The 20,591-nt window shown below is 48.3% G+C and carries 18 protein-coding genes and 1 pseudogene; 8 read left to right on the top strand and 11 right to left on the bottom strand.

The window, feature by feature from the left end:
- The first annotated feature begins 98 nt into the window (after positions 1-98).
- The gene (locus tag ACGHM3_RS18800) at positions 99-569 is read left to right on the top strand and encodes a DUF2721 domain-containing protein (protein WP_345422232.1); all 471 of its coding nucleotides are present in this window, start codon (positions 99-101) and stop codon (positions 567-569) included.
- Positions 570-613: 44 nt separating this feature from the next.
- Here the strand turns inward: ACGHM3_RS18800 and ACGHM3_RS18795 are convergent, their stop codons facing one another.
- Positions 614-1,003, bottom strand: coding sequence for a DUF393 domain-containing protein (locus tag ACGHM3_RS18795; protein WP_345422235.1), 390 nt, complete (start codon positions 1,001-1,003; stop codon positions 614-616).
- A 127-nt stretch (positions 1,004-1,130) separates the two neighbouring features.
- Between ACGHM3_RS18795 and ACGHM3_RS18790 the strand changes: the two genes are divergently transcribed.
- From ACGHM3_RS18790 to ACGHM3_RS18780, 3 genes are all read left to right on the top strand, one after another.
- Positions 1,131-1,769, top strand: coding sequence for a flavin reductase (locus tag ACGHM3_RS18790; RefSeq protein WP_345422238.1), 639 nt, complete (start codon positions 1,131-1,133; stop codon positions 1,767-1,769).
- Between the two features lie 176 nt (positions 1,770-1,945).
- Entirely contained in the window at positions 1,946-3,346 is a 1,401-nt protein-coding gene (locus tag ACGHM3_RS18785; RefSeq protein WP_345422241.1) for an aromatic ring-hydroxylating dioxygenase subunit alpha, read from the top strand.
- A gap of 497 nt (positions 3,347-3,843) precedes the next feature.
- Positions 3,844-4,086, top strand: coding sequence for a DUF6316 family protein (locus tag ACGHM3_RS18780; RefSeq protein WP_345422244.1), 243 nt, complete (start codon positions 3,844-3,846; stop codon positions 4,084-4,086).
- A gap of 57 nt (positions 4,087-4,143) precedes the next feature.
- Here ACGHM3_RS18780 and ACGHM3_RS18775 read toward each other — a convergent pair whose 3' ends face one another.
- The gene (locus ACGHM3_RS18775; RefSeq protein ID WP_345422245.1) at positions 4,144-4,338 is read right to left on the bottom strand and encodes a hypothetical protein; all 195 of its coding nucleotides are present in this window, start codon (positions 4,336-4,338) and stop codon (positions 4,144-4,146) included.
- Positions 4,278-4,400, bottom strand: a complete 123-nt coding sequence (locus tag ACGHM3_RS18770; RefSeq protein WP_390517419.1) for a heme-binding protein — start codon at positions 4,398-4,400, stop codon at positions 4,278-4,280. Before ACGHM3_RS18770 ends, ACGHM3_RS18775 begins: the two co-directional genes overlap by 61 nt.
- 252 nt (positions 4,401-4,652) lie before the next feature.
- Here ACGHM3_RS18770 and ACGHM3_RS18765 point away from each other — a divergent pair, with 252 nt between their 5' ends.
- The gene (locus tag ACGHM3_RS18765; protein WP_345422248.1) at positions 4,653-4,871 is read left to right on the top strand and encodes a LysR family transcriptional regulator; all 219 of its coding nucleotides are present in this window, start codon (positions 4,653-4,655) and stop codon (positions 4,869-4,871) included.
- Between the two features lie 205 nt (positions 4,872-5,076).
- Positions 5,077-5,301, top strand: a pseudogene (locus ACGHM3_RS18760) (hypothetical protein); the annotation flags it as partial.
- A 29-nt stretch (positions 5,302-5,330) separates the two neighbouring features.
- Here ACGHM3_RS18760 and ACGHM3_RS18755 read toward each other — a convergent pair.
- The 4 genes from ACGHM3_RS18755 to ACGHM3_RS18740 form a co-directional block, all read right to left on the bottom strand.
- Positions 5,331-6,413 carry a substrate-binding domain-containing protein gene (locus ACGHM3_RS18755; RefSeq protein ID WP_345422251.1) on the bottom strand — a complete coding sequence of 361 codons (1,083 nt, stop codon included), beginning with the start codon at positions 6,411-6,413 and terminating at the stop codon, positions 5,331-5,333.
- Between the two features lie 106 nt (positions 6,414-6,519).
- Complete coding sequence (locus tag ACGHM3_RS18750) at positions 6,520-9,624, bottom strand: CheR family methyltransferase (protein WP_345422254.1); 3,105 nt, start codon at positions 9,622-9,624, stop codon at positions 6,520-6,522.
- A 30-nt stretch (positions 9,625-9,654) separates the two neighbouring features.
- Positions 9,655-12,312: an EAL domain-containing protein gene (locus tag ACGHM3_RS18745; protein ID WP_345422256.1), complete on the bottom strand. Its 2,658-nt coding sequence runs from the start codon at positions 12,310-12,312 to the stop codon at positions 9,655-9,657.
- A 138-nt stretch (positions 12,313-12,450) separates the two neighbouring features.
- Positions 12,451-12,846, bottom strand: coding sequence for a hypothetical protein (locus tag ACGHM3_RS18740; protein ID WP_345422258.1), 396 nt, complete (start codon positions 12,844-12,846; stop codon positions 12,451-12,453).
- 241 nt (positions 12,847-13,087) lie between these two features.
- Between ACGHM3_RS18740 and ACGHM3_RS18735 the strand changes: the two genes are divergently transcribed.
- The gene (locus ACGHM3_RS18735) at positions 13,088-15,220 is read left to right on the top strand and encodes an ATP-binding protein (RefSeq protein ID WP_345422261.1); all 2,133 of its coding nucleotides are present in this window, start codon (positions 13,088-13,090) and stop codon (positions 15,218-15,220) included.
- 10 nt (positions 15,221-15,230) lie between these two features.
- The gene (locus ACGHM3_RS18730) at positions 15,231-15,653 is read left to right on the top strand and encodes a response regulator (RefSeq protein WP_345422264.1); all 423 of its coding nucleotides are present in this window, start codon (positions 15,231-15,233) and stop codon (positions 15,651-15,653) included.
- Between the two features lie 98 nt (positions 15,654-15,751).
- Here the strand turns inward: ACGHM3_RS18730 and ACGHM3_RS18725 are convergent, their stop codons facing one another.
- From ACGHM3_RS18725 to ACGHM3_RS18710, 4 genes are all read right to left on the bottom strand, one after another.
- Complete coding sequence (locus tag ACGHM3_RS18725; protein ID WP_390517415.1) at positions 15,752-15,994, bottom strand: hypothetical protein; 243 nt, start codon at positions 15,992-15,994, stop codon at positions 15,752-15,754.
- Positions 15,995-16,683: 689 nt separating this feature from the next.
- The gene (locus ACGHM3_RS18720; protein ID WP_345422267.1) at positions 16,684-18,600 is read right to left on the bottom strand and encodes a response regulator; all 1,917 of its coding nucleotides are present in this window, start codon (positions 18,598-18,600) and stop codon (positions 16,684-16,686) included.
- Entirely contained in the window at positions 18,597-19,064 is a 468-nt protein-coding gene (locus ACGHM3_RS18715) for a response regulator (protein ID WP_345422269.1), read from the bottom strand. The genes ACGHM3_RS18720 and ACGHM3_RS18715 overlap by 4 nt, the downstream gene beginning before the upstream one ends.
- A complete protein-coding gene (locus tag ACGHM3_RS18710) occupies positions 19,057-20,511 on the bottom strand; it encodes an ATP-binding protein (RefSeq protein ID WP_345422272.1) in 1,455 nt (484 codons plus the stop codon). The genes ACGHM3_RS18715 and ACGHM3_RS18710 overlap by 8 nt, the downstream gene beginning before the upstream one ends.
- Positions 20,512-20,591 lie beyond the last annotated feature (80 nt).

Genomic DNA, 20,591 nt, shown 5'->3' with positions numbered 1-20,591 from the left:
GTGGTCCAGCTACACAACGCCCGGCTAATCGTCTTTATGCCGGCCAACTTTCTGGTATGCTAGGGCGCTTGTTTTAGCTGCTTGAAGGCCCCCCGGCTGTGGAACCATTAACCCATCTCACAGAAATTTCTCGTCTAATCCAAATTGCAGTCGCGCCTGTATTTTTACTGGCGGGTATCGCTGGATTCTTAAATGTGATGACAGGCCGCCTTGGGCGAATTGTGGATCGCCACAGAACGTTGCAGCGGCGCATATTGGTGCTTACCGATGATTACATGCTGGAGCAGAGCAACCGCGAACTTAAAGTGTTGCAACGGCGCATTCGCCTGATTAACTGGGCGGTGGGGTTTTGTACCTTAAGCGGGCTGTTGGTGTGTATGCTGGTTGTAACTTTGTTTTCTGGGAGCTATTGGACTGTGCCAGTGGACAAAGTCATTGTTTTGGCTTTTGTATTGGCCATGTGTTCTCTCATCGTTGCTTTGCTATTGTTCCTGAAAGAAACCCACTTGGCCACCCGGACTTTGCGCTTGGCTGCTGAGTTTTTGGAACAAGATAACAACCGTAACTGACCGCAGAGCTTCTCCGCCGCGCCGTCTGCTGCTGGGCCTCGGATTTACTTGCAATCGCAACGCTCTTTGCGTGGTTTAAACAAGCTCGAAATACGCTGCCGGTGACGGGCAAAAAAAGCGTAACCGAGCAGCGCCAAAGGTCGTGAGAGGCGCCACCTCAGCGGCGCCACCCAGGCGCCTTTGCCCACGCCTTGCCAGGCAGCGTGGGTAGCGTCGATACCGCGTAACATTAGCCCGTTGTGATCAATAGCCAGCAACACCTGCTGGGCGTCTTTAATATCCACCACTGGAAATTCCTGCCTTATGTCCGGTGAGTTCAAATCCACAAACCTAACTTTGGCTGCCGTGTTGTGTCGCTGTAAATACGAGATTTCGTGGCTGCACAGAGGGCAGGCGCCGTCGTAAAACAGGGTTAGTTCTGGGGAGTTGGTCACAATGTATCCGATAGTTAAAAAGACGTTAGACTGCCCAATAAACTACGCCGATGGCTAAGGACTGGATTATCGTTAATCTATTTTGGTGGCAACACCGTATGGTTTGCTTTTGCGGTAGGATGAGGCAATGCAGTCGATCGGCATCGATGATATTTTAGATATGGAGAGTCGCAAAAGGGCGGCGTTTATTAACTGCTTGAGCGGCGCAAAAGCAACCAATTTAATCGGCACGCAAGATAAGCAGGGCAGAACCAACCTCTCTATCATGAGCTCTGCTTTTCATGTCGGCGCAACGCCGCCTTTGATGGGGTTGATTATCCGGCCCGATCCCGTGCCTCGGCACACCTTGCATAATATATTGGAAACCGGTTACTACACTCTAAACCACGTCAACCAAGATATTCTCAGTGCAGCCCACCAGACATCCGCACGTTACGATAAAGACGAAAGTGAGTTCGGTGCCACCGGGCTTACATCGCAATTTGTTGCCAATATCCCGGCTCCTTTCGTGGCCGAAAGTGCTATAAAGCTTGGATTAAAACTGGTTCACCATCAGGAGTTAGCCGTTAACAAAACGCATTTAGTGATTGGAGAGATACAAACCGTGCTCCTGCCGGAAGATGCCGTAGCGGATGACGGCCACCTAGCCATTACGGAGCATGGCAGTGTGGCGGTAACTGGACTAGACACCTACCACGAGCTCCAGCCAATTGCCCGTTTCAAATACGCCAAAGTGGGCCAGCCTGTTGAATTACTGGGTGAATAAAACGTTGCTCACCTGATCCACGGCAAGCCCGCCTTCTCATTATATAGACAACACTGTTGATTAGGTTTAGCATGGGCTAAGTACCTAGCTCATCTTGATGGGGGTTGAACCGCCCCGTGCTTAACTGCGATGGCACCGGTACACGAACCAGAAAATAATTAGAGCAGGAGGTAGCCGTGAGTAAGATTATTCCCACCACCCAAGAGCAGGGTGAATGGCCCGAGCGCTGGAAAACCTTGGACCATGGCATCCGCGTCGGCCGTTATATTGACCGAGAATTTCTCGACTTGGAGTTCGAAAAACTCTGGTCGAAAACCTGGCAGGTGGCTGCCCGGGTGGACGCCATTCCCGACGTTAATGATTTCATCACTTACGATATTGGCGATCAGTCTGTGTTTTTGGTGCGCACCTCGGAAGATAGCATCAAGGCCTATCACAATGTCTGTCCGCACCGAGGCACGGCCCTAACCCTAGATCAGGGCTCATTTGAACACGGCAATATTATTTGCCCGTTTCACGGTTGGCGCTGGAACACAGAGGGCGAGAATCAATACGTATTGGAGCGGCACGAGTTCCGTGGTGGCAAGCTATGCAATAGTGACGTCGCGTTAAAATCCCTCCCCTGCGAAGAATACGCAGGCTTTGTGTTTATCAATTTCGACCGCGACTGTGGCCCCTTTGAAGAATACATAGCCCCGGTAAAAAAATTATTAGACGACTGCATTATTAAAGACATGCGTCACTATTGGTGGAAAAAAATACCAGTACCTTCCAATTGGAAAGCCGCGCAGGAGGCCTTTTTTGAGGGCTATCATGTTCCGGCTACCCACCCTCAATTAGAAACTGCTGCCGCTGATTTTATTTATGGCGAAACTATCGAAGATGAGTACGAAGCCTATGGTCATCACAGCGTTGATTACGAATCCTTCGCCAATGGCCATGGACGCTTCTACGCCGGCCGAGCCAGTAATTATCAGGGTAACGTAAAACGTTTTGGCCCGGATAAAGACCCGGTTGACGCTATGGCGGATCGCTTGCAACTATTGGTGGACGGTATGGATGCTCAGGTGTTGCAGCATGACGTCGACCTGTTACGTAGTCTTCGAGGAAAGTTGGGGGAAGATGACAACCTAGGCGCGGAATATGTAAAAGTACTGTATTCAGATGCTGCTAAAGTGAATCGGCCTATGCCGGAGGCTAAACCGGAAATTCTTAGCCAATGGGGCGGGATGATTTATCTTTTTCCGAATGTTTTAGTGTTCCCGCAAGCCGGCAATGCCATGATCTACAGAGCAATGCCAGACCCAGAAGACCCAAACAAAGGTACCTTTGAGATATTCTCCACTCGTACGTTGCCAGAGGATGCACCCAGGGAACGCGCCACCTGCGAGGTGGTTACAGAGCCCAACAGCCCTGACCAAGTTTATTTAATACCTCGACAAGACTTGGGTAATTTGGAGCGTATCCAAAAAGGGCTCCGTTCTAAATCCATGCGGCAAATATGGCTTGCCAGCCACAACGAGAAGCTGATATTAAATATGCACCAAGAGCTGGATAAATACGTCCAATCTCCTTAGATATCAGGCCCCTCAATTCTAGATCCTTCAATTCTAGGTAAGATACCTGTCATTGCTACCCTGCAAAGGGCAGCAGTGACAGGAGCCGCTAGGATCTGTTCTTCATTCTCTTTAATCGATATTTCTACCAGCCTATTTATTCCGCTTTTATTGCTCGTGGGATTTCCAATTTCGTCTGTTTTCTTGGTGTTAAGCCATTGCAACCACATTCCCTAAATCTGTATGTGTGGCCGAACATCACGGCCTGCTTAAAGTAGGGTGCTCTAATATTTTTTACTCTAATTTAGAAGGAAGAAGCAGCAAAGTTCGCTGTTGCATTAGCGTGGGAAAATTGACGTTTTGCTAATTTGAATTATTGTTATTAAAACAAGCGCCAAAGAGTGCTCTTTATCGCCATTTGATATAAACAAAAGGGGTGCTTATTGATAAGCGGTATTACCTTTTGGAATAATTTGCGTACACTTAGTGATGTACATCACGTTTTGTGAGGGAGTGTTATGAATGTACGTGAAGGTGAACAAGAACGAGCTTGGTACCGTTCAGACCGGTTTTTTAAGGTTAACGGCGAGTGGTATTTTTCTACTCGTGAAAAAATCGATGTTGGGCCGTTTACATCCCGTGAGAACGCGAGCCAAGGGTTATCGCTCTTTGTTGAAAATATGCAGCACCCGCAATCTAGTGTGGAGTCCGCCGCTAGCGTAGCCGTAAATGGTGCGTGGTCTTGGACTAATTATCACTGATGCAAGCCTGAGGGTGCATGTATCGGTGGCTTGGCAGCCACGGGCCTCAGACAGCGGTTAATGTGCATTCAGCAATGGCGGCATCCTACTCGGCAGTGCCGCCAAAAATACCAATGGCCCCTGCATCTCGTCTCCTACAAACATGGGCTCCCCGCCCGCAAAACCAATCAAACCCTGAGTCAATTCCATTCCTAACAGATGCTCTTTCTTATGAGCTCGCCAAATTGCCGTGTAGGCAATGGGAATAGGCATGCCGTCTTCGCCTTGCGAATCGCAACGTCTACAGACCCGAGAAAGGCGCCATCTATAGGCAAAAATGCGATTTAGTTACTGCCGCTGTCTACCACGGCTATGCACACAGCCACCCCAATCCGATCGGTTTTTTGCAAAGCTCGTGTGATTAACTGTTGTGTGTGCTCGTTCCGCCGAAGTTTGCATTTTTTTCCTGGGTATTGGTTGAGGGTTCAGCGTAGCGAAAGTACCAAAGATGCATGAGTTTAAAGTGGTGGTACTACTAAGTTTAGGATTAAATTTGCAAACAATGATCCCAAATATGGAATGCGGTGATGGATTATCACAATTCGTATTTATTCGTTAAGGTAGTGTCCCGGGGCAGTTACACCGATGCCGCGCAGGAGCTATCAGTACCAGCCTCTACCCTGAGCCGAAGAATTCAGCAGTTAGAACAACAACTAGGCTATCAATTGCTGTATCGCTCGGCCCGTAAGTTATCGCTAAGCGAAGCCGGGGCCCGTTTTTATCATCGTCGTTTACCGCTGTATTAAGAGCTAAAAACAGCAGTACAGCAGCTGGAGGGCGACCTTCAAACACCCGCAGGGCGTATCAGAGTAACCGTACCCATCAGTTTGGCTTAGCATGTACTAAAGCCGGTGTTGTTTGACTTTATGGCACAGCGTACGAACTTTAATTTGGATATTGTTTCGACTAATAAAAAATTGAACTTTAAAAGAAGAGGGTAACGATGTCGCTTTCCGGATTGGGGACGTTAAGATCTCGGATTGGGTTGCGAGACCATTGTTCACGGCCAACTTTATCGTATGCGCGGCACCTAGCCAGTTGCGGCGGTTCCAACGGCCAACATGCTTGGCAGAGTTATCTGAGATGCCGTTGTTGCTATCGCGCGGAAATCCTACTGGGTTATTCAAGAACGCCAATGAGGAGATGGCCGATACAAATTCTCTACCCGCACCGTGAATTTTTGCCGGCTAAAGTACGGCGGTTAATTAACTTTGTGGTCGGCGAATTTGGCCTATCGTCAAGTTTTGTTTAACTTCATTAACCTTAAACGTGATGGGTTTCTGCTGCGCACAGGTAGCGTAATTCCGCTGGTCGCACAAAGTCAAGCCGGTATTGACTACTAGAGGAATGGGCTGGCCGTTATCGTGCATATTGAGTAAGGTTACGGCCCAGTAGCCCATCTCATAAGGCTTTTGGCCAACGTTGATGGTGGCCAACCCTTCTTTCAACAGCTCCACTTGTCCTGGGGTGGTATCAATGCTCGCAATCACTAGCTCCCCGGAGGCAATTTTATCCCGCCAGGGCGAAACCAGTTTGCGGTATGTCTGCGGTACGAATTGTGCTCCGCCGCCGGTGGAGATAAATATATCGGGAGCGAATTTATTTAAAATTCGTTTCATCTGCTTCGCGCCTAACTCTGCGTGGCCAAAATGCCTAATTGGGCAGGCGGCGATGCCTTGCCAGTGTCCAGGGTTGTTGGATTCTCGAAAGATATCTTCTACACCGCGAATGCGATCGTTGTGGTTGGGCGAGTCCGGGCGCTCGGCGTGAATGCAATAGCTACCGCCGTTGGGCTTTAATTTAACAATCTCTCGTCCAAGTGCCCGGCCAAGCAAGTAGTTATGGGTGCCGACGTAGGCGCGGGCGAGCTCCATGGAAAGCGGTGAATCAAAGCCGATGATGGGCTTGCCCCAGTCTTTCAGTTGTTTGCCAATGGTTTTATGGATCCAGTCGGTGCGCAGGCCGGCGATGGCTAAACCGTCTACGTTCGCATCCATTAAAGCCTGAATGGCCTTTAGTTGAGCCCGAGCATCTTTTTGCTGTTCGCCAAAATACAAACAAGTTACGCCTATTTGCTCCGCTGCATCCATACAGCCTTTTTCTATTTCGCTGAAAAAGGGCCCGCCTGTTTGTTTAGGCACAATACCGTAAACGCGCTTACCAGACTGGTGCTCACTTTTTACGTAATTGTAGAGCGTGTTATCAGACTTGGCTGCCTTAGCCACATTGCCGCTAAAGTTGACGAGGAAAAAAGCCAGAACAGCAACGAGATAGTTCGTATTTTTCATATCGCTTCTCGGTCACGACTGCTCCGAGACCGTGCCTTGTTTGTCTCAGAGCAGAGTTTATGCCTTCATTGGGGGGCGCTGTAAGCCGGGTGGTGGCGAATCTAATCTAGCGAATAGCTTCTACAACCTTGCTCATATCGCGTCGTTCTAGCACGTAATCAATACTGCGCACTAATAATTGACTGCTTAAATCGTCTTTATTGAGAAAGTCAAAGATATCCGAATTAATAAAGTCCACGTCGATACCGGCTTCAGAGTAGCCCGACATCAGTACCACCGGGATGTCGACTCTCTGGGCGCGCATACCTTCAACAAAATCTCTTGCGGTGGCGTCGCCAAGATTATAGTCCACTAAAAAAATATCATACTCGTCTGAGGTTGTAGTTTGTAGTGCGTCTTCCACCGTGGCAAAGGGAACCACATGTAATTTACGATCGGTTACATTGTTTAGCAGACGGGTGATGTTGCGTCTGTCTGCCGGGTTGTCTTCCAATAAGCCGACCTTGATTTCGGGGTTGGTTTTTAATCGTTTCTGTAACCGTTCAGCCCGGTCGAGCAGGGCATTGCGCAGTTGTTCTTGGGCACGGTGGAGTGCGGTCTCTACAAATTTTAGCCTGGAAACATTGGTAATGGTAATCAGTACGCCCTCGGTGGTGCGCGTGTCGTTGTTGGTATAGGGGATGATACGCACCAATAGTGACTGATCTGTTTTACTGGAAATTTCTTTCTCTTTGGGTTGGTTATTACTAAGAACAAAAGCGATGTCGCTGAGGAATTCATCGTAATTGAGTTCGTGCGATATATGATGGAATGGGCGGTTCACATCTTCAAAACGTAGGTTAATATAGTCCCGTGCCGTAGGTGTGTATTTACGAATGGTGAGTTCACGGTCCAAGAATATAATGCCGATGTCCGTGGCGTTGATTACGCTATCTAGATCGGAGTGAGCCTGGGTGAGTTGGATGATTTTCTCTTGGTACTCACTATTAACGGTGTAGAGCTCTTCGTTTACTGACTGCAACTCTTCGTTAGTGCTTTGCAGCTCTTCGTTGGCAGACATTAATTCTTCGTTGGCCGATTGTAGCTCTTCGTTGGTGGTTTCTAATTCCTCAACGGTAACCTGCAAATGCTCTTGCTTTCGCAACAGTTCTTTTTCCAAATCTTGGATGCGCTGTTGGCTTTGCTTGGAGACGTCAAAGGTAATTGCAGTGGGAGAGTTGTCCTGGGTTTCGATTACCTTTTTGTTAATAAATTGCAGCACCATAAAGCGCGGGCTATGGCTTATCTCAGACGGGAAGATATTAACAATAGAGAGATCAATGGTTTTTGTCTCTCCGGTACTGTCTTTAAAGGTGACGTCTTTATAGTAGATGTCTTCGCTTTCTTGCTCGCAGCGGAAGAGGGCGGTAGACACTGCCACTCGTAAATCCGGGACGACAATATCCTTAGCGTTGTTGGTGATTTTGCCGGGGGTAAAGCCGTTAATATACTCCGAAACATTACCGTAAACGTGGATGGCATCGAATATTTCATTAACTACGATGGTGGGTGGGGCGTAGTCGTTAATAAGCCGCTCCTGCACAGCACTGAAGTGATTTTGCGGCCCCTGGCGATGTGAGCGCGAGCCCATCATCGTATTGAACGGCAGGCTTGGCATGGCATAGGCGGTGGCGGGGTGCAATTTGTCCAAAGACTTTCTGTCGCCAAGCGGGATACGTTGGTTTGAAACCTTGCGATAAATTTTGCTGCGCTCATCCACCGTTTCGAAGTGGTTACTCAAAATGCCCAGGCTTTCTGAGCTACCTAGGAATAGTACCCCCTCCTTGCGCAGTGCAAAAAATAGCGAAGACAGTACCTTTTTCTGTGCTCCGTGCTGGAAATAAATCAAAACATTGCGGCAAGACACCAAGTCGATATTGGAAAAGGGCGGGTCTTCTATTAAGTTATGAGTAGCGAAAATAACCTTCTTTCTTATTTCGGTATCTATTTCGTAATAGTCTTCGTGCTCAGTAAAATAGGTCTGAATTAAATGTTCGGGTATATCTTGGATAGTTTCTTTGCTGTAGCGCCCGGCACTGGCTCGGGTGATGGCATCCTGGTCAATATCTGTGGCAAACACCTTAGCATCCAAATTCAGATTATTCTGTTTGGTGTATTCCGCGATCAGCATTGCCATTGAATAGGCTTCCTCGCCGGAAGAGCAGCCTGGAGTCCAAACACGGAGCGAATCCTTTTCTTTTACAGCCGCTTTTGCCAATTGCGGGATAATCTGGCTGCGCAGTATCTCGAAGGCTTCTGAGTCTCGGAAGAAACTAGTCACGCCAATCAGCATCTCTTTGCTAAGGCGTTGCAGCTCCCTTGGTGATTTAAGCAGAAGATCGTGATATTCCTCTAGGCTGCTCAGCTGGTTAATACTGATACGCCGCTCTATTCTGCGAGCAATGGTGGACGCCTTATACTGTGAAAAATCCAGTGAGCTATGGCCTTTAATGGCAGCAAAGATTTTCTCCAGCGTGGTGTCTTCGTTGGCAATGGCCTGTTGTATCGAGGATGCGCCCCCAGCGGCCAGCGGGTGATTAAAAAACTCAGTCAATCGTAACGCGATTTCCTTAGGCGTTAACACCCAATCCGCAAAGCCGGTATTAATGGCGCTTTTAGGCATGCCGTCAAACTTTGCGGATTCTGGGTCCTGGACCGCGACCAGACCACCCACTTCCTTCACCGAGCGCACCCCGCGTGATCCATCGGATCCGGTGCCGGATAACACAACACAGATGGATTTGTGATTCTGTTCCTCTGCCAAGGATCGGAAACAACTGTCGATCGGCAAGTGCAGTTGCCCGTCGTTGATTTGCTCGTTAAGTATAAGCTTGCCCTCGGCAAGCATTAAGGAGGTACGAGGTGGAGTAGCGTAGACTTTATCGGGTTGTAAAATCATGCCATCTCCCACGGTGATCACTGGCATATCCGTGGCGTTGCTAAGAATCTCTGGCAGTAGGCTTTTAAAATCGGGTGAAAGGTGTTGGATGATGATGTAAGCAGCCCCGGTATTGTTGGGGAGGTTGGAGAAAAACTCCATCATCGCCTCTAGGCCGCCGGCGGACGTGCCTATGGCAACCACATATTTGGGTTTGTCTGATGTTTGCGCAGGGGAGGCGGAAGCGGTTTCTAAATTGTTATCGTTAGTGTCGTGCGCTTCTGTGCTGTCCAAGTTTAACTCCTTTAGGGTGACTGCTTTGTTTTACATTAGAGCGGCATCGGTATTATCACCTGCTTGGCAGTAAACGTGAAGCTCTTGTGCGCGTTTTAATTCCATGGGTTTACCAAAATAAAACCCTTGGTGCAGGTTACAGCCGTTTTTTTGTAGCCAGCGGCTGGTTTGTTCGCTCTCAACACCCTCTGCAATAACACTTAAGCCTAGTGAATTAGACAGTTGAATAATGGCGGTGACGATTTTGGCGTCATCGGGGTTGTCTTCCAAGTCAATAATAAAAGATTTATCAATTTTTACCGAATCCAACGGCAGCTTGTGCATATAGGCCAAAGAAGAATAGCCTGTGCCGAAATCGTCTAGCGACAATCCAAAGCCCCATTGTTTCAGTTTGTACAATGTTTTAAGTGCCAGAGTGGGGTCTTCAATCAACGCAGTTTCTGTAATCTCCAAGGTGATGTTGTGTGGTCGTATGCCGTGGGTGATGCAAAGGTTATTAATGCTGGTGGCCAGCTCTCGGTTTTTGAATTGCTTGGCGGACAGGTTAATTGAGATTTTGAGCTGCTGGAATTCAGGGTAATCGGCGTGCCACAGTTTTAAGTCGGCAAAGATTTGCTGCAGAATCAACTGTGAAAATTCATTGATTAACCCAAATTGTTCAATCATTGCTACAAACTTATCTGGCCCGATGGGTTGAACTTCCTCGTGTCGCCAGCGGCACAGGGCCTCGAAGCCAATAAGCTTTTGGCTTTCGGCGTCATATTGGGGTTGATAGTGGATGTAAAAATCGTGGCGCTTAGGGTCGCGTAGGCTGTGCCGTAGATGAATGTGGTAATTAACTTCTTTATCTAGGTCGCTGGTGTAATGCCGGTATTGGTTGCGGCCCGCCTCTTTCGCCTTATAAAGAGCAATATCGGCTTGCTTTAATAGCGCCTTGGCTTCGGTGTCCGGTTGTTCGGCCAGTGCAATACCGATGGAGCAGGTTACAAATAAGCGCCGATGTTCTATTTCAAATGGTCTGGCCAGGGCTTTCAGCAGTTTATCGGCCACGGAGGATATTACGGCGGCGCTGTCGGCGTGGGTGAGTATAACGGTAAATTCGTCTCCGCCGATTCTGGCTATGGTGTCAACGTCGCGTAGTGTTCGCTTTAGGCGTTGTGCCACCTCTACTAACAACGTATCGCCAAAATCATGGCCGAGTGAGTCATTAATGTGCTTAAAGTCATCTAAGTCAATAAACATCACTGCGACCTTGCCGTAGCGTGGTACGCCCTTGAGAGCCTGATCTATGCGATCATTAAAAAAAGTGCGGTTGACTAATCCTGTGAGTTGGTCGGTGCTGGCTATATGCTCCAACCGCTGTTCGTTTAACCGGTGGGCAGAGACATCGCTAAAGGTCATAATTAGGCCAGCAATTTTGCCTTTAGAATCGTACAAACTCATACCATTGGCTTTAACCCAGGTGATCTTGCCCAGGGGTGTTACCAGCCTAAATTCACCTTCATATTCGCCACTATTGGTGGTTTGGGCGCGCAGCTCTAGCAATACCTGCTCTGCATCGCTGGGGTGGATACCGTCCATCCAAGTGACGCCAAAGCTTTCATCCGGCGTCGATTGGGTAAATTCACACCACTTATCGTTGACGTAGGTGCATTCCCATTGGTGATTAATTTGGACAATGCCTACCGGGGCCAAGCTGGTTAGCACGTCGAACCGCTGTAAGGATGCTTGGTAATCGTTGGCCGATTTTAAGCGCTCTGAGATGTCGTCCATCACCAAGCCCTTGAGCCGGCGATTACCCACCACGATATCAAAGGTGGATAGATCCACTAGGGTGTTGGTGCCCTTAGCGGTGACGATTGAGACGCCACGCCAAAGAGAATTGTAGTTAAAGTTGTCGCTTATTGTGGAAGCGTCGAAGAGCTTAGCGCGGTGGGACTGCGGTATGCCCTTTACTAAGAACTTACCAATATGAACTCCGATAATCTCACGACGCGGCAGCCCAATCATCTTTGCAGAGGCCTGGTTACAGGAGGCAACAGTGTGATCTTCATCGACAAAAAGGACTGCGTTAAAAAAAGCCTCCAGGCAATTAATCAGTGATGTGGAGGTTGGCAGGCTGCTTATGCTGGCGGGGGAGATGTCGGCCTTGGCGAGCAATGTCTGCTGGCATTGCGGTTGAGTGGCGCGTAGTATGCAATTCGCTGCAGCGGTGAAGGGACGAATTCGGCTTACCATGCTTTCATCAAAACCACCGGGTTTATTACATAAGTAGATGACACCGTGTATGTAACGAGCATCGCTCAAGGGTATGCACAACAGGTTGTTAATTTCAGGGTGGTCGTGGGGTAAGCAGATAAGATGGTCAAAGGGTTGTAGATTAGCGTAGTAACATTTGCCCGCTTTGAATAGTTCTTTATCGGCCGTGGGCAGGTAAGTGCTAGTGTTGATATCTGATAACGTGTGTAGAGTATGGCCGTTATATTCCTGGCAGGACACCATTTCCCAGGGGATGCCTTGGCTATCGGAATCACGACATCGAAAAGTGTAGCCGTAGCGCGCGTCGAACAATTGCATCAGTAGGGCCGTGCAGCGCGAAAATACGGTTTCCTTGCTGGGGTTAGCCAGTAACATCTCCTCGATTTGGGAAATAGACTTCCGTAACGCGGTATCGGATCGGCGGGTCATGCGACTTCCTTATTTGAGGTGTCTGCTGCTGCAATGAATATACAGGTATAGCTATTTAATACTTACTTATCAACTTGTTTAGTGGCCAAATCTCCGTTCGAGCGTCTCACTAAAGTTAAAAGTAAAAAAAACATCGGGTTAATGTATTTGATTGAGATGCAGCCTTGTGAGGTACCACAATTGAGGCGCAGGAAAGAACTTTATGTTCGTATCTGTATAAAAAGATACAACGTAAACAATTTTAAAGAGGAAAGCAATGTTCGGGCGGGATTTGGGCGACAATAAAAATAAATTTCGATTGGCTATTGGTTTATCCAGTTCTATTGTGTTGCTATCTCTCCTCGTTATGTATGGTTGGCTGCGAGAAAACCATTTTTTAGTACAAGTTATTCCCAACTCAGTGCCGATGCAATTCAATACTGCTTTGTGTTTTTTTCTGCTGGCGTTGGCATTAATATTGATTTGCTTTGGACAAGGCCCGGTAGTCATCCTTTTTGCAGCGCTAATAGCTGGGCTTGCCTGCACAGCAATCATAGGCTATTGGCTTAATGTTGAAATATTTTTAGATCAGTTTTTCATTAAGCCATTTGTAGCTGTGCTAACGCCCTATCCTGGACGAATGGGAATTACAACGGCATTCTGTTTTATTGCCTCAGCCGCAGCCCTATTTATTTTAGGTCGGCAGAGAAAACAACAACGATCATTGCTGCTGTTGGTGCTCTATCTTGGCGCTGTCAATCTGATTATTTCACTGACATCCTTTTTTGGATATTTGATGTCACTTGAGTATGCCAGGGTATTGCCGAATCTATCCGGCATGGCGATTCACACGGCCTCCGCCTTCATCATGTTAAGTGGTGTATTGCTACTTTTATGTAGGGTTGAGCTTGGCTCAGCCAAAGGGTTACCGCCGGCGTGGTACTCAATGGTCACTGCGGGTGTTGTGGGCGCGCTGCTAGTGGCTGCTGAACTGGAGAGCGTCGCGTTAAATGGCTCTGGCGGTGGCTTGTTGTGGCAAACCGTGGCAATTGTTATCGCTGTGTTGTCGGTGGCCATTGCCGTTTATCTTCTCTTAGTATCCCACAATACACGGCAAGCGCTGTCTGAGAGTGAGCGCCGTTACGATTTGGCCGTATCGGCCTATGGTGGCGGAGTTTGGGAATTGGAGAGCAACGAAGCCGATGACATGTATTGGTCGCAACGATTCTATCATATGTTGGGCGTAGCACCGGATGCCGAGCCCGCGAGTTTTAGTCGATTATTGGCGCGCGTTCACCCAGAGGATAAGCCCGGTTTGGTCGAAAACGTGGCTCAATTGCGAGCCAACGGTCATGCGGCTGAAGTGCGTGTGAGAATAGCGGTAGGGTCTGGTTCAGATTATCGCTGGTTTACCATGAATGCCACAAGTCAGCGCGACCAACACGGCAAGATGCGCGTGGTTGGATCTTTGTTGGACATAGACCGCGAGATGCGATTGCAAACAGAGAGAGCGCGGCTATTAAGCATTATCGACCATCCCTTACTGTACATTTTTCAGTTTGATGCTGAGCAAAAGATCATTTACAGCAACCGAACGTTTGAACATCAAGGCATCTTCACGGATACCTATAGCAAAGAAGAATGGTTGTCGCCAGGCAGTTCAGATTTCGGTGCTTCCCAATTTGCCATAGCTTTGCGAGATGGCAGTTGGTCCGGGGACTTTAAAGTCAATGGCAAGCGCGAGATTCCATTGCGTGCAGTTTTAATGGTGCACCGTGATAACAAGGATGCGGTCAGCCACTATTCATTGGTGTGTCGAGATATCACTGAGACATTGGTCCAAGAGGCTAAACTAGAAGATGCGTTAAATCAGCTGTCTCGGGTTACTGAGGGTAGTAGCGATGGCTTTTGGAGTATGAATCTGGCTGATGAGTCTTCCTTTCAGTGCAGCGAGCAGACGTTGGCACTTCTGGGTTACACCAGTGAAGATTTTGACTTTAGCTGCGAGCACTTAGAAAAGCTAGTGCATATCGAAGATTATGATGCTGCAAGAGCGGCATTGTTAGCTGCCGTAGAGCGCGGCCAAGATATCGACTTAGAGGTTAGGTTACTTCACGCATCGAATGAGTTTCGCTGGTATCGGATTCGAGGTCGAAGCTATACCGTGGGCGTTGATAATAGGCATGAATTGGCGGGGTCAATTTCTGACATCAACCCACTAAAAAGGCTTCAGGAGGAGTTGCAGCGCTCGAATCTGGAATTAGAACAATTTGCGTTTCAGGCGTCCCATGATTTAAAAGAGCCGTTGCGAACCATGCGCACCTTTGCCGAACATTTGCAGAGCGATTTGGCCACAGGCGATGATGAATTGGTGAAAGAAGATTTAAACTTTATCGAGTCTGCTGGCGAACGAATGTCAGTTATGATTGATGATTTACTGCGTTTGGCTAGAGTGGGGGCGGCTGAAATCGATGAAACGGAGATCGATTTAAATGAACTTATTAATGATGCAGTGGCGCGACTAAAAACCCTAGTTGAAGATGAAGGGGCACGGGTCACCGTCGCTGATACCTTGGGACGAATAAAAGGCGATAGTACGCGGCTTGGATTAGCGGTACAAAATATCCTACAGAATGCGATTAAATTCAAAAGCCCAGAGCGGCAAGCTCAATTAACGATTACTAGTACCGATTTAGGCGACTCTATAGCACTTGGTATTTCCGACAACGGCATTGGCATTGCTGAAAAACATCAAGCGGAGGTGTTCAAACCGTTTAAAACGCTACATAGCCAAGAAAGCTATGGTGGTTCAGGTATTGGCTTGGCGGTTGTCGCTAAGGTCATCGAAAAACATGGTGGTAGCATCGAACTGGTGTCACAATTGAATGAGGGTACAACCGTTACCCTGGTGATACCCAAAGAGCGATAGTGGAGCTAGCATGAAGAGTAATGTGGAAAGATTATTGCTGGTAGATGACAACAAAGCCGACCGTGAAAGCGTGCGCAGAGCGCTGAGGAGCTTGCAAGTAAGCAGCATTTTGGACGTAGCAGAGGATGGCGCTCAGGCACTGGAACATCTGCTGAAAAGCCCTACCTCAGAGTTGCCGGACGTGATTATTATGGACGTCAACATGCCCATAATGACTGGAGATGAAGCGCTCACCAAAATACGACAAAGTGAGCGACTTCGCCATATACCGGTTGTGTTTTTAACCGCAAACGATAAACAAAGCCAGGTGATGTCTGGATACAAAAACGGTATTAATGCTTATTTGATCAAGCCGGCAAACGCCAGTGGGTACCGTGATTTGATGGCGCGAGTGCAAGAGTTTTGGCTTGAGGCTGTGGTGCTGCCTCGATAATCAAGCGAGAACTTGACGTGTAACTATAAGGAGTCAAACCCAACGCAGCGCCAGAAGCGCTGCGTTGGGTGACTTTTAGTAGCTACCAGTTGTTAAGGTTAGCAATTAGAGTTTTCGGCGTCGGCTGCATCTTTAACGTCTTCACAGGCGTCTTCAATGGCGTTACCGGCGTCGTTCATGGCGTCTTTGGTGCTATCTTTCATCTCCGAAACACTATCGTCGATTTTTTCGCCGGCGTCCTCCGCTGGGCCGTCGTCACAGGCTGCAAGCATGGCAGTGAAAACTACTGCGGCTGCGGCCATAGATACGCGTTTAATGGTTTTGTTTTGATTCATTGTCATGATCGTCTCCTAATGGGTGGAATTGGCAATTGAAAAATTGTGTTATGGCTGTTGTTTCGGTTTGGGCACTAGCTGCGAGAGTTGCGTTATCCAAAGCAGCACCCCGGCCGTGAAAATAATTTTTCCAATCATTACCGTGCTTGGAGTTCCAGTTTGTGCGAATAGGAATCCGAACGCGATTAACGATAGAAAAATCATCGACCAGCTAAACCTCACAATTCAATCAATCCTTTTTTTGCAACCACTACCGTGGTTGGTGTTCATTGTCTGATAGTCGCCTATCTAGTTACTTCTAATAACCTACCGTGTTACTAAGCGAATGCTGTGCCAACAATCAAAGTGCGCTTTATCTCTGGCCTACCGCTTGTATGGTTGAAATTTTCGATTTGAATGATAGTAGAAAGGAAAAAAACGCTGGTTTCAGCTGTAAACATTACATTCTGTTAATCTGGCGGGCTGCTTTTAAAAAATGAACCAACTGCGTAAGGTACATAGACACCGTCTTGGCATGTTAGGAAAGAGCACTTCAAATGAGACTAGAGGAGCGAAAAGCGGAGAAAAGCTGAGCATGAAAAAGCAGAGTAGGGTACAGGGGCTGACCCTTGTCAGCCACCTCTTACGCGTGCACCTGTCTGTAGTGTGTTCTTCTGTCGATGCAGGATCCATTCACCTACGCGGCGTCTGCTTGGCTATAGTGCATCCATAAGGGCCTGAATTTTTTGCATGTCCAGTGGTTTGATAAAACTGTCATTAAAGCCGCAACTAAACAGGTCGGCCTTGGAGAGTTGTTCACCACTGACGGCTAAAATCTTAGCTGAGTCATGCAACTTGCTGCGCAGTTTAGGGGCCAGCTCGTCGCCGCGCATGTCTGGTAGATTGATGTCCAGGAGTATGCCGTCAAGGCTATCATTTACCTTATTTAAGGCTTCTTGGGCACTGCTGGCGCAGTCTACTTCGGCTCCCAATAACTCCAAGATTTGGCTTGTTACTTCCAACGCATCGCGATCGTCTTCTACGATTAAGACTCGCTTGGTGTTGGACTTGGCTTTTAAGTAATGTTTCAGTAACTGCCAAACAAGGTCCCGGTCAATGGGCTTGCCCAGGTGAGCATTGAAGCCTACGTCGTAGCACTGTTGTTTTTGGTCATCCATGGTCTGGGCTGTGAGTGCCACCACGGGGTTGGGGTAATCCGCAGCGCGTAGCTTTTGTGCCAGTTCTGGGCCGGTTAAGCGAGGCATTTGTACGTCGAGAAAGATCAAATCGTAGGGGTTGTCGTGGCCGTGCTGTTGAATCATATCCCAGGCCGCTTGGCCATCTTCAGCCGAATCCACATGCACACCGGTCATGCGAATAATTTGTGATACCAGAGCCCGAATTTCCGGAATGTCGTCCGCTACCAGTACTCGACCTTGTAATTGTGGTGCCGGGGTTGGTGCTTCATAGCTGGTATTGTGTTTTAGCTTTAAATCCACCCAATGGGTGTTCTTCGCTTGCATGGGTAAGCTGACGGTAAATCGACTGCCTTCTCCCAGGGCACTTTCTACGCTGAGGTCGCCATTCAGCTTCTGCGTTAATTGTGCGCTGATGGCTAAACCAAGTCCCGAGCCAGACTCCTGACCAACCTGGCTAGGGTGTAGTTGAGAGAACGGCTGGAACAGTTTATTGATCTGCCGTTTTTCAATACCAATGCCGGTATCGATCACGGTAAAACGAATGATTTCTTCTTCGGGGCTTGGGTCTATGCGCAGAGTAACACTGCCTTGATTGGTAAACTTAATGGCGTTGCTTAGTAGGTTCAGCAGTATTTGTTGTAAACGCAGTGGATCCGTAGTTATTTGCTCCGGTATTTTGCCAGTGGCAACAAACGCCAATGTTAAGTCTTTATCGTTGGCCTTAACCTGCAACAGCTCTATTAAGTTGGTCAACAGCGGTGTTAAATAGGTCTCGGTTTTGTCTACGTCGAGTTTGCCAGCTTCGATTTTGGATAAATCCAGTACGTCATTGAGTAGGCTTAACAGGTGATTCCCATTGCGTTTAATAATACCCAGCTTTTCCACCGAGGAAGGTGTTTGGGTTTCGTGCAGAAGTAAATCGGCATAGCCGAGGATGGCGGTGAGGGGTGTTCTCAGTTCGTGGCTTAAATGCGTTAAAAATTTACTTTTGGCTTGGTTGGCCGATTCAGCCCGCATGCGCTCAACACGCTCGGCTTCAATTTGTTTGCGGGCTACCGCGTAACGTACGGCGCGGGCTAAACGTGAGGCGCTCAACTGTGACTTTACAAGGTAATCTACGGCCCCAGCCTGAGAGGCTTCTGTGTCCAGGCGAGTGTCGTCTTGGCCAGTGAGCATAATAACAGGCGCAGTAAAGCCCAGTGTTTTGGCTTCCTTAAGTAACGTCACACCATCAACTGCGCCCAAGGAGTAGTCCATCAAACAGATATCGTGCTCGTTTAGAGCCAGGGCTTTGCGGGCTAGGCCGAGGTCTGGGGCCCAGTGCAGCTCGTAGTCGCCACCTTCGATGTCCTCGAGCAGATCGCGGGTGATGATAAAATCGTCTTCATCGTCTTCGATCAGTAAAATGTTGATCTTTTTGTTGGCGGGGCTCATGGTGAGTCTCTTAGCAGGTTTTGCGCGGTGCTGTGTTTTGGGATTTCCACGAACTCAATCCAATATTTGCCCAGTGCAGACATTAACTCCACCAGCCCTTGAAAGGTAACCGGTTTGGTAAAGTAGGATGCCGCACCTAGCTCGTAGCCTTTGAGCATATCTTCCTCAGCTTTAGATGTGGTTAGTATCACCACGGGTATGCGCCTTAGGCAAGGGTCTTTTTTAATTTCATTCAGCACTTCTCTACCGTCCATGCGCGGCATATTCAAATCCAGCAGGATTATGCCCGGCCATGGATTGTCACCGGCAAATTTGCCTTCTCCGCGCAGGTATTCGAGTAATTCTACGCCGTCTTGTACAAATCGAATTTCGTTTCGCACATTGCCTTCCAGTAGGGCATCTCTGGCCAGTAATTGGTCGTCTTTGTCATCGTCAGCCATGAGTATCAGCATAGATTCATTCATCCTCACTCTCCTGGAATGTTAACGCGTCGTCGTTGCCCCAGAGCGGTTCTTTGATTTTAGTTGGCAGTGTAATCACAAATGTGCTGCCCAAGCTGGGCTCACTGTGGATTTCTATTGAACCCTGGTGCCGCTCTACTATGCGGCGGCAAATCGCCAAGCCTATGCCGTTACCCTCGTAGCGGTCGCGGCCGTGAAGACGCTGAAACGGCGTGAAGATTTTTTCTAAATACTGCGGCTCGATTCCAATCCCGTTATCTTTAATGCGGATAACGGTTTGCTCGTCGTCGGTAGTGTCGCAACTAATGCTAATGGCCGGTGTTTGACCTGGCGAAACAAACTTGATGGCATTGGTCAGCAGATTTTGGAATAGCTGCCGCATCTGCGAGGGGTCTGCATCAATAGTTGGCAATGAATCAATACTCACCGCAGTGTGGGTTTCTTGAATTTTCAGCTCCAGCAATTCTGTAACATCGGCCAGTACCTGATTTAAATCAACCTCGATAAAAGGTTCTTTACGAGTGGAGACTCGGGAGAAGGCTAGCAGATCGTCGATTAAACGCGACATGCGCTCGGCGGCAGCCTGCATACGGTCAATGTAGTCTTCTTTGTCGCCCAGCTTGCCTTGATAAATGGTTTTAATTCGCCCGCCAAAGGCCTGAATTTTACGCAGTGGTTCTTGCAAATCATGGGACGCCACGAATGCAAAGTCCTGCAGTTCGCGGTTACTGCGCTGTAGCTCGTTGGAGTAGTGTTGTAGTTCTTCAGTACGCGTTTGCACCATGTTTTCCAGGCGATCGTTTTCTTGCCGGTGACGAACCAGCGCTCGGTACACTTGTACCGCGACCAGAACAATCAAAGCAAGGCCGACGATATTGGCGATTATCATGGTGGATCGCAGGTGCCTAGCGCTGGCGGCCGCTTTTTGCGATTGTTCCGCCAAGTGGGCGTATTCAGCGCTCTCCATGGCTGACACTAACGAAGAGATCTCCGTCATGCTGGTGTAACTTTGCTGCATCCAGCGCTCGGCCAGCGGTAGGGAATCCGGCTTGCGCTCTTTTTTTTCAATGTGCAACGCCGTAGCTTTTAACCGAGCGATAACTAGCCGTTCCAACGTGGTAATGTTTTCCCTTTGACCTAGCAGGGAGGGATATTGCTTTAACTGAGTAAGGTGCAAATTGATTTCATTGACAGCAAAAAAATACCCATCCAGGTACATCTCATCACCGGATACAAAAAAACCACGCATACCCAATTCAGCGTCTTGTACGGCTGCATAGAAGTCTTTAATCGTACGCAGTACGGATTTAGTGAGGCTTGCGTCGGATTCGTTTTCTGCCAGGTTTGAAAACGCTTGGTAGGATTGCAATGCATTTAAAAACAACAGCACCAGGGCGACACCTATGGTGCCCGCCCAAACTCGAATGTACTTTCGGCCACGTTGTGGCATGCACTACCTCGGAATTTCGGTTTTAAGTCTACGTTGCTGGGCGAATTATTACCCGGCTAAGGTATGCAAACGCTCGTCGT

The organism is Halioxenophilus aromaticivorans, from assembly GCF_042850945.1.
Taxonomy (GTDB): domain Bacteria; phylum Pseudomonadota; class Gammaproteobacteria; order Pseudomonadales; family Cellvibrionaceae; genus Halioxenophilus; species Halioxenophilus aromaticivorans.
Note: the sequence above shows the minus strand (reverse complement) of the source record. Positions and strands in the feature narration are given on the sequence as shown.

What these genes read in the sequence shown, in the direction of transcription:
- ACGHM3_RS18790 (WP_345422238.1), top strand. Translation starts at nt 1,131, where the DNA reads ATGCAGTCGATCGGCATCGATGATATTTTAGATATGGAGAGTCGCAAA.
- ACGHM3_RS18780 (WP_345422244.1), top strand. Translation starts at nt 3,844, where the DNA reads ATGAATGTACGTGAAGGTGAACAAGAACGAGCTTGGTACCGTTCAGAC.
- ACGHM3_RS18775 (WP_345422245.1), bottom strand. Translation starts at nt 4,338, where the DNA reads ATGCCTATTCCCATTGCCTACACGGCAATTTGGCGAGCTCATAAGAAA.
- ACGHM3_RS18765 (WP_345422248.1), top strand. Translation starts at nt 4,653, where the DNA reads ATGGATTATCACAATTCGTATTTATTCGTTAAGGTAGTGTCCCGGGGC.
- ACGHM3_RS18755 (WP_345422251.1), bottom strand. Translation starts at nt 6,413, where the DNA reads ATGAAAAATACGAACTATCTCGTTGCTGTTCTGGCTTTTTTCCTCGTC.
- ACGHM3_RS18745 (WP_345422256.1), bottom strand. Translation starts at nt 12,312, where the DNA reads ATGACCCGCCGATCCGATACCGCGTTACGGAAGTCTATTTCCCAAATC.
- ACGHM3_RS18740 (WP_345422258.1), bottom strand. Translation starts at nt 12,846, where the DNA reads ATGATTGCTGTGCAGGCAAGCCCAGCTATTAGCGCTGCAAAAAGGATG.
- ACGHM3_RS18735 (WP_345422261.1), top strand. Translation starts at nt 13,088, where the DNA reads ATGTCACTTGAGTATGCCAGGGTATTGCCGAATCTATCCGGCATGGCG.
- ACGHM3_RS18730 (WP_345422264.1), top strand. Translation starts at nt 15,231, where the DNA reads ATGAAGAGTAATGTGGAAAGATTATTGCTGGTAGATGACAACAAAGCC.
- ACGHM3_RS18725 (WP_390517415.1), bottom strand. Translation starts at nt 15,994, where the DNA reads ATGACAATGAATCAAAACAAAACCATTAAACGCGTATCTATGGCCGCA.
- ACGHM3_RS18720 (WP_345422267.1), bottom strand. Translation starts at nt 18,600, where the DNA reads ATGAGCCCCGCCAACAAAAAGATCAACATTTTACTGATCGAAGACGAT.
- ACGHM3_RS18715 (WP_345422269.1), bottom strand. Translation starts at nt 19,064, where the DNA reads ATGAATGAATCTATGCTGATACTCATGGCTGACGATGACAAAGACGAC.
- ACGHM3_RS18710 (WP_345422272.1), bottom strand. Translation starts at nt 20,511, where the DNA reads ATGCCACAACGTGGCCGAAAGTACATTCGAGTTTGGGCGGGCACCATA.